Source organism: Neoroseomonas rubea, from assembly GCF_016106015.1.
In the GTDB taxonomy this organism is placed as follows: domain Bacteria; phylum Pseudomonadota; class Alphaproteobacteria; order Acetobacterales; family Acetobacteraceae; genus Neoroseomonas; species Neoroseomonas rubea.
In genome coordinates, this window is the sequence record NZ_JACADQ010000145.1 from 1 (window position 1) to 9,714 (window position 9,714).

10 protein-coding genes are annotated in these 9,714 nt (G+C 71.6%); 3 read left to right on the forward strand and 7 right to left on the reverse strand.

Annotation, left to right across the window (positions count from 1 at the left end; genetic code table 11):
- Window positions 1-245: 245 nt before the first annotated feature.
- The gene (locus HW577_RS14310; protein WP_198376814.1) at window positions 246-1,100 is read left to right on the forward strand and encodes a branched-chain amino acid aminotransferase; all 855 of its coding nucleotides are present in this window, start codon (window positions 246-248) and stop codon (window positions 1,098-1,100) included.
- A gap of 357 nt (window positions 1,101-1,457) precedes the next feature.
- On the opposite strand, the gene HW577_RS14315 is transcribed toward HW577_RS14310, so the two are convergent.
- Window positions 1,458-2,699, reverse strand: a complete 1,242-nt coding sequence (locus HW577_RS14315; protein WP_198376815.1) for an amidohydrolase family protein — start codon at window positions 2,697-2,699, stop codon at window positions 1,458-1,460.
- Between the two features lie 84 nt (window positions 2,700-2,783).
- Here HW577_RS14315 and HW577_RS14320 point away from each other — a divergent pair, with 84 nt between their 5' ends.
- Window positions 2,784-3,761: a Bug family tripartite tricarboxylate transporter substrate binding protein gene (locus HW577_RS14320; protein ID WP_198376816.1), complete on the forward strand. Its 978-nt coding sequence runs from the start codon at window positions 2,784-2,786 to the stop codon at window positions 3,759-3,761.
- A gap of 47 nt (window positions 3,762-3,808) precedes the next feature.
- On the opposite strand, the gene HW577_RS14325 is transcribed toward HW577_RS14320, so the two are convergent.
- Window positions 3,809-5,143 (reverse strand): FliI/YscN family ATPase, encoded by a 1,335-nt coding sequence (locus HW577_RS14325; protein WP_198376817.1) that lies wholly within the window; start codon window positions 5,141-5,143, stop codon window positions 3,809-3,811.
- A 48-nt stretch (window positions 5,144-5,191) separates the two neighbouring features.
- Entirely contained in the window at window positions 5,192-6,079 is an 888-nt protein-coding gene (locus HW577_RS14330; RefSeq protein ID WP_198376818.1) for an S-methyl-5'-thioadenosine phosphorylase, read from the reverse strand.
- A 107-nt stretch (window positions 6,080-6,186) separates the two neighbouring features.
- Here HW577_RS14330 and HW577_RS14335 point away from each other — a divergent pair, with 107 nt between their 5' ends.
- Window positions 6,187-6,357, forward strand: a complete 171-nt coding sequence (locus HW577_RS14335) for a hypothetical protein (protein WP_198376819.1) — start codon at window positions 6,187-6,189, stop codon at window positions 6,355-6,357.
- Window positions 6,358-6,367: 10 nt separating this feature from the next.
- Here HW577_RS14335 and ychF read toward each other — a convergent pair whose 3' ends face one another.
- The 4 genes from ychF to HW577_RS14355 all read right to left on the reverse strand — a co-directional run bounded on the left by ychF (window position 6,368) and on the right by HW577_RS14355 (window position 9,366).
- Window positions 6,368-7,462, reverse strand: a complete 1,095-nt coding sequence (gene ychF, locus HW577_RS14340; RefSeq protein ID WP_198376820.1) for a redox-regulated ATPase YchF — start codon at window positions 7,460-7,462, stop codon at window positions 6,368-6,370.
- A gap of 1 nt (window position 7,463) precedes the next feature.
- Window positions 7,464-7,958 (reverse strand): hypothetical protein, encoded by a 495-nt coding sequence (locus HW577_RS14345; RefSeq protein WP_198376821.1) that lies wholly within the window; start codon window positions 7,956-7,958, stop codon window positions 7,464-7,466.
- Window positions 7,958-8,548, reverse strand: a complete 591-nt coding sequence (gene pth, locus HW577_RS14350; protein WP_408639532.1) for an aminoacyl-tRNA hydrolase — start codon at window positions 8,546-8,548, stop codon at window positions 7,958-7,960. Before pth ends, HW577_RS14345 begins: the two co-directional genes overlap by 1 nt.
- Window positions 8,549-8,694: 146 nt before the next feature.
- Entirely contained in the window at window positions 8,695-9,366 is a 672-nt protein-coding gene (locus tag HW577_RS14355; RefSeq protein ID WP_198376823.1) for a 50S ribosomal protein L25/general stress protein Ctc, read from the reverse strand.
- Between the last annotated feature and the right edge of the window lie 348 nt (window positions 9,367-9,714).

A 9,714-nucleotide genomic window follows, 5' to 3' on the forward strand; every position in this document is an offset into this window, starting at 1 on the left:
GAGCGCGGCGCGGTCCGTGACCGTGGCGGGATCGATGCCGGCGAGCCGCGCGGCCTGCGCAGGGGCGCGCATCGCGGCGGCGACCACGGCGGGCAGCCGTTGCGCGATCTCCGCCGCCCGCGCCGCCGCGTCGCGCGTTTCCCGCCCGTCCATGTGCTGTCACATGGCCTGATCCTCCCGCGCCGGGGGTTCTCGGCCCCGCGGCGCCATGGCACACCATCGCGCGACGGTTGCGGAGGAAAAAGATGGCCGGCGTCTATTACTACGATGGCAGCTGGACGACCGAGGAACCGAAGGTGGTCGGCCCGATGGACCACGCCTTCTGGCTCGGTTCGGTGATCTTCGACGGGGCGCGCGCCATCCGCGGCCATGCGCCGGACCTCGACCGGCATGCGGCGCGCGCCGTCGCCTCCGCCCGCGCGATGCTGATGAAGCCGACCAAGACGCCGGAGGAGATCGCGTCGCTCTGCCGCGAGGGCATCCGCCGGATGGGGCCGGAGGCCGAGCTCTATGTCCGGCCGATGTTCTTCATCCGCAAGGGCCTGGGCGCGGCGCGGCCCGATCCGGACAGCACCGACTTCATCCTGGCGATCTATGACAGCCCGCTGCCGAAATGGGCCGGCTTCTCCGCCGTGATGGCGCCCTTCCGCCGCCCGACGCCGGAGATGGCGCCGACCGACGCCAAGGCCGCCTGCCTCTATCCGAACGGCGCGCGGGCGTCCGCCTTCGCCGCGACGCAGGGTGCGGACAATGCGGTGATGTGCGACGCGATGGGGCATGTGGCGGAATTCGCTTCCGCCAATCTGTGGTTCGCCAAGGATGGCCGCCTGGTGACGCCGGCGATCAACCACACCTTCCTCAACGGCATCACGCGCCAGCGCGTGCTGTCCCTGTTCCGCGAGAACGGCGTGGCGGTGGAGGAACGCACGGTGAAGCCCGCCGAGCTCGAGACGGCGGACGAGATCTTTTCCACCGGCAACTACGCCAAGGTGCAGCCCTGCACCCGCTACAACGGCCGCGACATGCAGATCGGCCGCTTCGCGACGCAGGCGCGGGAGCTGTACTGGCGCTGGATGGAAGCGGGCGAGAAGGTCGTCTGAGGGCGGGTCCTGAGAGAGCAAAGCGGGTCGCGGCGCGGCCGCGATCCGGGAGCGCAAGGCGCGACCGCGCCCAGCCCTTCAGCCGCGCCCGGCGCTCCAGCGCACGGCGCGCAAGCCAAGCGGCCGGATGGCCGCGCCGGCGATTGAGGCAAACGGAGACTCCGCGCCGGCGCCTGAAGGCAGACCGGACCCCTTCGGATCGAGGCCATGCCTCGATCCGGGAGCGCGAAGCGCGACCGCGCCCAGACCATCAGTGGCCGCCGGCGCTCCAGCGCACGGCGCGAAAGCCAAGCAGCCGAACGGCCGCGCCGGCGATTGAGGCAAACGAAGACTCCGCGCCGGCGCTTGAGGTCAAAATCAAGGCCCGTGCAGCCGCGCCCTTTCCCGCGTCACCGTCCGCCGCCCGCGCTTGAAGGCCGCCAGCACCGGCGCGACCGTCCGCAGCGCCATCTCCGGCGTCTCGGCGTCCAGCACCACCAGGTCGGCCGGGTTGCCCACTGCGACGCCGTAGTCATCCAACCGCATCAGCCGCGCCGCGTCCTTCGTCGTCATGTCGAAGATCGCGCGCACCTCCTCGTCCTTGCCGCGATGCGTGACGATCGCCTGCATGTTCGCCTGGCGCAGCAGCTGCCCGTCGCCGAAGGGTGTGAAGGGGTTGAGGATGTTGTTGGACGCGACGGAACACAGCACGCCCTGCTCGGCCAGCGCATTGGCATCGACCACGTTGCGCGGCACGTCGCGCGTCATGTGCCGCCCGCCGAGATAGAGGTCCGTCGCCGTCAGCACCGTCAGCGCCACGCCGGCATCGGCCATGCGCTTCGCCGCCTGCTGCAGTCGCGCCGGATCGGCCGCGGCGAGCTTCGTGACATGCCCGACCGCGACGCGCCCGCCCCAGCCGTATCGCTCCGTCAGCTCGCAGACCAGCAGCGTGTCGAGGTCGTCGGCCGTGATCCCGCTGTCGAGATGCATGTCGATGTCGACGTCGAACTCGCGCGCCATCTCGAACACCCGGCGAATTTGCGCGGCGCGGTCGCTGTCGTAGTTCGGCGCGGCGCCGACCACCGTCGCCCCGCTCCTCAGCGCCGCGACCATCAGCTCGTCCGTGCCCGGATTGTTGGTCAGCCCTTCCTGCGGCATGACGCAAATCTCGAGGTCGATCGCCCAGCGGTAGCGCTCGATCAGCGCCTTCACGCCCTCGATCCCGCGCAGCCCGACCTTGGGGTCGACCTCGACATGGGTGCGCATGCGCGTCGCCCCGTGCCTGATGCAGTTCTCCAGCGTGCCGGCGGCGCGCGCGGTCACGTCCTCGACGGTGAAGGTATGCTTCACGTCGGAGACGCGCTCCATCGCGCGGTGCGGATGGCGCTGCGCCTCGCAGGCGCAGCGGGCGAGGATGCAGGATTTGTCGAGATGGATATGCGTCTCGACGAAGCCGGCGCAGGCGAGCCGCCCTTCGCCGCGCGCTTCCTCCCGCGCAGCACCCGGCAGCGCGGGCGCGATGGCGGCGATGCGCCCGCCGGCCACGCCGATGTCGACGGCGGGTTCGCCCGGCTTCGCTTCCGGCAGGCGCACCTCGCGCAGGATCAGGTCGAAATCCATCCGTCTCGCTCTCCCGGCACGTCATTCATGGCGCAGGCTTTGCATCCTTCGTGCCATCCTCCAAGCCCTGATCGGGAGAACGCCATGACCGGGACCCTCGCGCGCCGCGCGCTGCTCGCCACCGCCGCGCTTCTCGCCACGCCGCGCCTGTCGCTTGCGCAATCCTGGCCGGCGCGGCCGATCCGCTGGATCGTCAACTTCCCGCCCGCGGGCGCGGCCGACATCCTGTCGCGCACGCTCGCGGAATGGTTCGGCACCAGGCTCGGCCAGCCGATCGTGGTGGAGAACCGGCCCGGCGCGGGCGGGATGCTGGGTGCCGACATCGTCGCCAAGGCGCGCGGCGACACGCACACGGTGATGATCTCCTCCGCCGCCTCGCACGGCATCGGGCCGGTGCTCTATGCGAACGTTCCCTACGATCCGCTCGGCGACTTCACGCATCTGCACCTGGTGGGCACCTTCCCCTCGGTGCTGGTCGTGAACCCTGCCGTGCCGGCGAACAGCGTGGCGGAACTCGTGGCGCTGGCGCGCGCGCGGCCGGGGGAGATCACCTATGGCTCCGGCGGCAACGGCACGATGAACCACCTGGTCGGGCAGTTGCTCGCGCGCTCGGCCGGCGTGGAGTTCACGCATGTGCCCTATCGCGGCTCCGCCCCTGCGATGACCGACGTGATGGGCGGGCAGATCCCCGCGCTGATGGAAAGCCTGCCGACCGCGATGGGCAATATCCGCGCGGGCCGGATGCGCCCGCTCGCGGTCAGCGAGCGCGAACGCGCCCCCGCTTTGCCCGAGGTGCCGACCTTCGCGGAAGCGGGCTTCCCCGCCGCGATCTCGACCAACTGGTTCGGGTTCTCGGCCCCCGCCGGCATCCCGCCCGAGATCGCCGCGCGGTGGGAGAGGGAGATCGCGGCCGCCCTCGCCTCCGACCCGGTGAAGGAACGTTTTTCGACCATCGGCGTGCGGCCCGGCACGCTCGGCGCGGAAGGCTACACCGCTCTGATCCGGGAAGAACTGACGCGCTGGCGGGAGGTGATCCGCGTGGGCAACATCCGCGCGGACTGAAGCGTTTTCAAGCCGAGTGGAATCGCCCGGCGAGACGGAAAGCGCGCCTAGCCGCCTTCGGTGAGTGCCGCGCCCAGCATCGCGAAGGCCTCGGCCGGATCGCTCGCCTCGCCCTTGGGCTGCATCAGCACCTGCTCGACAGCGGGGGCGAGGCGCACCGCCTCGTCCGCCACCGGGTCATGCCCGCCGCGATAGGCGCCGAGGCGCACCAGATCGCGCACCTCGTTCCATGTGGACAGGATGCGCCGTGCCGCGCCCACCAGCGGCCGTTCCGCCGGGTCCAGCACGCCCGGCGCGGTGCGCGAGAGCGAGCGCAGCACATCGACCGGCGGATAGCGCCCGGCTTCCGCGATGCGCCGATCGAGCACCACATGCCCGTCCAGGATGCCGCGCACCGCGTCGGCCACCGGCTCGTCATGGTCGTCGCCTTCGACCAGCACGGTGAACAGCGCGGTGATCGCGCCGCCGCAGCCTTCCTCGCCCGGGCCCGCGCGTTCCAGCAGGCGCGGCAGTTCGGTGAAGACCGAGGGCGGATAGCCGCGCGTCGCCGGCGGCTCCCGCACCGCCAGGCCGATCTCCCGCAGCGCGAGCGCGAAGCGCGTCACGCTGTCCATCAGCAGCAGCACCTGGCGGCCCTGGTCGCGGAAATGCTCGGCGACCGTCATGGCGGCATAGGCGGCTTCGCGCCGGACCGGCGCGGCGGTGTCGGACGTGGCGCAGATGACGACGGATTTCGCCAGCCGCTCCGGGCCGAGATCGTCCTCGAGGAACTCTCGAAGCTCACGCCCGCGCTCGCCCACCAGGGCGAAGACGATGACGTCGGCCTCCACGCCGCCGGCCAGCATCGCCATCAGCGTGGACTTGCCGACGCCGGAGGCCGCGAACAGCCCCAGCCGCTGCCCCTGCCGCACCGGGGTGAACAGGTCGAGCGCGCGCACGCCGAGCGCCATGCGCGGACCGAGCCGCGCCCGCTGCCCGGCCGGCGGGGCGGGGGAATGGGTGGCGCGCGGATTCGCACCGGGGGCGGGCGGGGGCAGGCCGTCCATCGGCGCCCCCATCGGGTCCAGCACCCGGCCGAGCCAGGCATCGGAGACGGCCAGCGCCGGCCGTGGCGCGAGCACCGCGCGCGCCCCGTCGGTCAGCCCGGCGAGCGGGCCCATGGCGATGGCTTCCGCCCGCCCTTCGCGGAAGGCGGCGATCTCGGCCAGCACCGGCGTCCGGCCGGGCGGTTCCAGCCGCACCCGGTCGCCGATGGCCGCAAGCGGGCCGAAGCCTTCCAACGTCACGGCCAGGCCGCCGAGGCCGGTGACGGTGCCGGTCACGACTTCCCGCGGCAGCAGGTCGAGCGCGGCGGCGGTGGCGGCAAGGTCGGGGCGGGGCATCGGGAGGAGAGTGCCCCGGCCCCGGTTGGCGCCCGGTAAACGCGCGCGTCAGGCAGGGTTGAGGACGCGCCCGGCCACCACGTCCAGCTTCGCCAGCAGGTCCGGGTCGCGCCGGTCCGGGGCCGTGATCAGCGCGTGGTCCAGCGCGCGGTCGCAGCCGGCCGGGCAGGGGCCGCGCGGCGCGCCGAGCGCGGGCACCACCGCCTTCACCAGCGCGCGCGCCTTGTCGGCATTGGAGAACAGCACCTTGACCACCTGCTCGACCGTGACGTGGTCATGGTCGGGGTGCCAGCAGTCGAAGTCGGTGACCATGGCCATGCTCGCGTAGCAAAGCTCCGCCTCCCGGGCGAGCTTCGCCTCCGGCATGTTCGTCATGCCGATCACGTCGCAGCCCCATTGGCGGTACAGCAGGCTTTCCGCCCGCGTGCTGAATTGCGGGCCTTCCATGACCAGGTAGGTGCCGCCGCGGGTGAAGGGGATGGCGATCTGCCGCGCCGCCGCTTCCAGCGCATCGGACAGCCGCGGGCAGGTCGGGTGCGCGACCGAGACATGCGCGACGCAGCCCGTGCCGAAGAACGACTTCTCCCGCGCGAAGGTGCGGTCGATGAACTGGTCGACGATGACGAAATGGCCCGGCGGGAGTTCCTCGCGAAGCGAGCCTACGGCCGAGAGTGAGATCAGTTCGGTGCAGCCGATGCGCTTCATGGCGTCGATATTGGCGCGGTAGTTGAGCGCCGAGGGCGGCGTCGGGTGCCCCCGCCCGTGCCGCGGCAGGAAGGCGACGCGCACGCCGCCAAGCGTGCCGGTCAGGATCTCGTCCGACGGATCGCCCCAGGGGGTGCGGACCTTGACCCAGGCGCGGTCCTCGAGCCCGTCGAGGTCATAGACGCCCGATCCGCCGATGAAGCCGATCATGGGGGTGATGGGGTCGGGCATGGGCGGTCTCTCCGGGCTCGCGCGGGGGCGGTTTAGCGCGCGGCGTGGCGCGTGCTAAGCCGTGGGCGGGTGCTAAGCGCGTGGGCGCGTGATAAGCGCTTGCCACCATGATCCGCGTCTCCGCCCGAATCCTCCTGCCCGTCCTGCTGCTGACGCTTGTCGTGGCGGCCTGCGGCGATCCCGCCCGCGAACGGGAGGGGCTGGGCCCGCGCGGTACGGCGCTGCCGCCGCCCGACCCGGTCTCCGGCGCGGCGCGGACGGCGCTGCCCGGCCGTTAGCTCGCCGCGGTCAGACGTTGAACCGGAACAGCAGCACGTCGCCGTCCTTCACGACGTACTCCTTGCCTTCCACCCGCATCTTGCCCGCTTCCTTCGCCCCCTGTTCGCCGTTCAGGGCGACATAGTCGTCGAAGGCGATGGTCTCGGCCGCGATGAAGCCGCGCTCGAAGTCACCATGGATCACGCCGGCGGCCTGCGGGGCCTTCATGCCCTTCAGGATCGTCCAGGCGCGCGCTTCCTTCGGCCCCACCGTGAAGTAGGTGACGAGGCCGAGCAGCGCGTAGCCGGCGCGGATGATACGGTCGAGGCCGCTATCCTCGAGCCCGAGCGAGGCGAGGAATTCCGCCCGGTCGGCCTCGGGCATCTGGCTGATTTCGGCCTCGATCGCCGCCGAGACGACCACCGCCTGCGCGCCTTCGGCCTTCGCTTTCTCGAACACCCGGGCCGATTGGGAATTGCCGGTCGCGGCCGAGGATTCCTCGACATTCGCCACATACAGCACGGGCTTGGTCGTCATCAGCTGCAGCCGCGCGGCGGCCGCTTCCTCGCCCTTCGGCACGGCGGTGCGCGCGGGGCGCCCGGCTTCCAGCGCGGCCTTGATGGGTTCGATCAGCGCCATCTGCGCGGTGGCTTCCTTGTCCCCGCCGCGCGCGCGCTTGGCCAGGCCCACCGCGCGCTTCTCCAGGCTGTCGAGGTCGGCGAGCATCAGCTCCGTCTCGACCGTCTCCGCGTCGCGGATCGGATCGATGCTGCCCTCGACATGGGTGATGTCGCCATCCTCGAAGCAGCGCAGCACGTGGACGATCGCGTCCACTTCCCGGATGTTCGCCAGGAACTGGTTGCCCAGGCCCTCGCCCTTGGACGCGCCGCGCACCAGGCCGGCGATGTCCACGAATTCCAGGCTGGTGGGCACGATCTTCTGGCTTTTCCCGATGCGCGCCAGCGTCTCGAGCCGCGGGTCCGGCACCGCCACGCGGCCGACATTCGGCTCGATGGTGCAGAAGGGGTAGTTCGCCGCCTGCGCGGCGGCTGTCTGAGTCAGCGCGTTGAACAGGGTGGACTTGCCGACATTCGGCAGGCCGACGATGCCGCAATTGAATCCCATGTCACGTCCCCTTGCCCGCGGGGAGGGCCATGGCCTTCTCCCACGCGGCGGTGATTTCCTCGGCGAAGGTCTCGGCGATCATCGCCGCCGCGATCCGCGCCGCGCCGTCATCGGTCACCGGCGCCAGCGCCGCGGCGCGCAGATGCCCGACCAGTTCCCCGGCCGAAAGCGAACCGCGCGGCAGCCGCCCCAGCGTCTCATGCGCCGCGCTGACCGGATCCCCCGTGCGGCGCAGCAGGTGCCGCGCCGCGACCAGCAGCGCGCCGGCGAGCGCGGCCGCTTCGCGCGTGCCTTCGCGCATGATCCGCCGGTCCTCGGCTTCCGGCGAGTTGCCGTCGATGACGAACAGGTCGAGCGTGCCGCGCAGGCCGTCCGCCGCGCTGGCCAGGGCCTGCGCTTCCCGCACCAGGGCGGAGGCGAGGATGGCGGTGCCGTTCGCGATGTCCTGCGGGCCGGGGCCGGTGAAGGCGCCCTCCATGCCGTGCTCGTCTTCCATCACGCCTCCTGCGTCAGCAGCGCGACGCGTGTCATGAAGTCCTCGGCCTTGCCTTCGGCCAGCATCGGCGCGCAGTCGGCCACCGCGTCGAGCAGCCGGGCGAGCCAGGCCTGGTCCTGCTTGGCGAAATTGCCCAGCACATGGCCCGTGACCGCGTCCTTGTGCCCCGGATGCCCGATGCCCAGGCGCACGCGCCAAAACTCGGCGTTCGCGAAGGCGCGGCGCATGTCGCGCAGCCCGTTGTGGCCGGCGACGCCGCCGCCCTTCTTCACCCGCACCTTGCCCGGCGCGAGGTCGAGCTCGTCATGGAAGGCGGTGATGCCGTCCACCGGGATCTTCAGGAACGCCGCGGCCTGCTGCACGGAATCGCCGCTCGCGTTCATGTAGGTGAGTGGCTTCAGCGCCCAGACGCGCCGTCCGGCGATGCTGCCTTCCGCCACCTCCCCCTTGAAGCGCTTGCGCCAGGGGGAAAAGCGATGCCGGCGCGCGATCTCGTCGAGCGCCATGAAGCCGATATTGTGCCGCTGGCGCGCGTGTTCCGCCCCCGGATTGCCGAGGCCGACCCAGAGAAGCGGGGTGTCGTCGCGCACGGGCATGGAAGACAGGGGGGGAGAAGGGAACTTCTCCCCCCTGTACCCCCCTCAATCTTCCCTGGCGTTTGGGAACCGACCTTCGTGGTCAGTCCCCAACCGATAGAAAAGGGAGGGGGTTCGGGGGAGGTTCTCCTCCCCCGCCCTTACTTCTTCTTCTTCGCAGGCGCCGCGGCCGCACCGCCGGCCGGCGCCTTCTGCTTGATCGCCTCGACCGGGCCAGGCGCGGCCGGGGCCGCTTCCTCGACGACGGTCGGCGCGGCGACCGAGGCCACCATGAAGTCGCGGCCCTGGATGACCGGCTTCGTGCCGAACTGGTCCTTCACCGCGGACCAGCGGAGCGAGGCGCCGATCGCCGCCTCGCCCAGGTCCACCTGGAAGGCTTCCGGCACGTTCTCCGGGTCCGCCATCACCTCGATCTCGCGGCGGACGACGTTCAGCACGCCGCCGGCCTTGAGGCCCGGGGAGGTGTCCTCGTTCACGAAGGCGACGGGTACCTTCACGCGGATCCGCGCGCCCGGGGCCAGGCGCTGGAAGTCCACATGGATGGGGCGGTCGGTGACGGGGTGGAACTGCACCTCGCGCATCAGGCAGCGCTCGGCGCCGCCGCCCTTCACCGCGACTTCGTACAGGTGCGACTGCCAGCCGCCCTTGTGCAGTTCCTTCATCACGACGCGCGGGTCGAGGGCGAGCAGCGTCGCATCCTGCTTCGCGCCGTAAATGACAGCGGGGACGAGCCCCTGACGCCGGGTTGCGCGGGCTGCCCCCTTACCTGCCTGCTCGCGCGCCTCGGCCTCGATCCGAATGGTCTGGACCATGGTCGTTGTGCTCCTTGCGGGTGTTGCCTGCCGAACGGGGCCCCGCGAGGCTGCCGGAACGACAAGCGCCGGCCTCCAGGGGTGCCGGCGCGGGGGGGTGTCTAGGCGAAAGGCTTCACAGGCGCAAGCGCGGCCGCCTTGACGCGGGCGTGACCGGCGGCCGAGCGTTCCGGCCATGATCGAACTCATCGTCCTTGTCGCGGGCTTGTTCCTGGGTGGCTGGATCTTCGGGATCGCCGGCTTCGCCCGCGCCGGCGCCGCGCGGCGGGAGGCCGAGCGGCTGCGGGGGGAGGTCGCCGCGCTGCGCGCCGAGGTCGGGGGGATGGCCGGCGCGCTGATCGCCGCGGG

What these genes read in the sequence shown, in the direction of transcription:
- HW577_RS14310 (WP_198376814.1), top strand. Translation starts at nt 246, where the DNA reads ATGGCCGGCGTCTATTACTACGATGGCAGCTGGACGACCGAGGAACCG.
- HW577_RS14325 (WP_198376817.1), bottom strand. Translation starts at nt 5,143, where the DNA reads ATGCCCCGCCCCGACCTTGCCGCCACCGCCGCCGCGCTCGACCTGCTG.
- HW577_RS14345 (WP_198376821.1), bottom strand. Translation starts at nt 7,958, where the DNA reads ATGGAAGACGAGCACGGCATGGAGGGCGCCTTCACCGGCCCCGGCCCG.
- HW577_RS14330 (WP_198376818.1), bottom strand. Translation starts at nt 6,079, where the DNA reads ATGCCCGACCCCATCACCCCCATGATCGGCTTCATCGGCGGATCGGGC.
- HW577_RS14320 (WP_198376816.1), top strand. Translation starts at nt 2,784, where the DNA reads ATGACCGGGACCCTCGCGCGCCGCGCGCTGCTCGCCACCGCCGCGCTT.
- HW577_RS14335 (WP_198376819.1), top strand. Translation starts at nt 6,187, where the DNA reads ATGATCCGCGTCTCCGCCCGAATCCTCCTGCCCGTCCTGCTGCTGACG.
- HW577_RS14315 (WP_198376815.1), bottom strand. Translation starts at nt 2,699, where the DNA reads ATGGATTTCGACCTGATCCTGCGCGAGGTGCGCCTGCCGGAAGCGAAG.
- ychF (WP_198376820.1), bottom strand. Translation starts at nt 7,462, where the DNA reads ATGGGATTCAATTGCGGCATCGTCGGCCTGCCGAATGTCGGCAAGTCC.
- HW577_RS14355 (WP_198376823.1), bottom strand. Translation starts at nt 9,366, where the DNA reads ATGGTCCAGACCATTCGGATCGAGGCCGAGGCGCGCGAGCAGGCAGGT.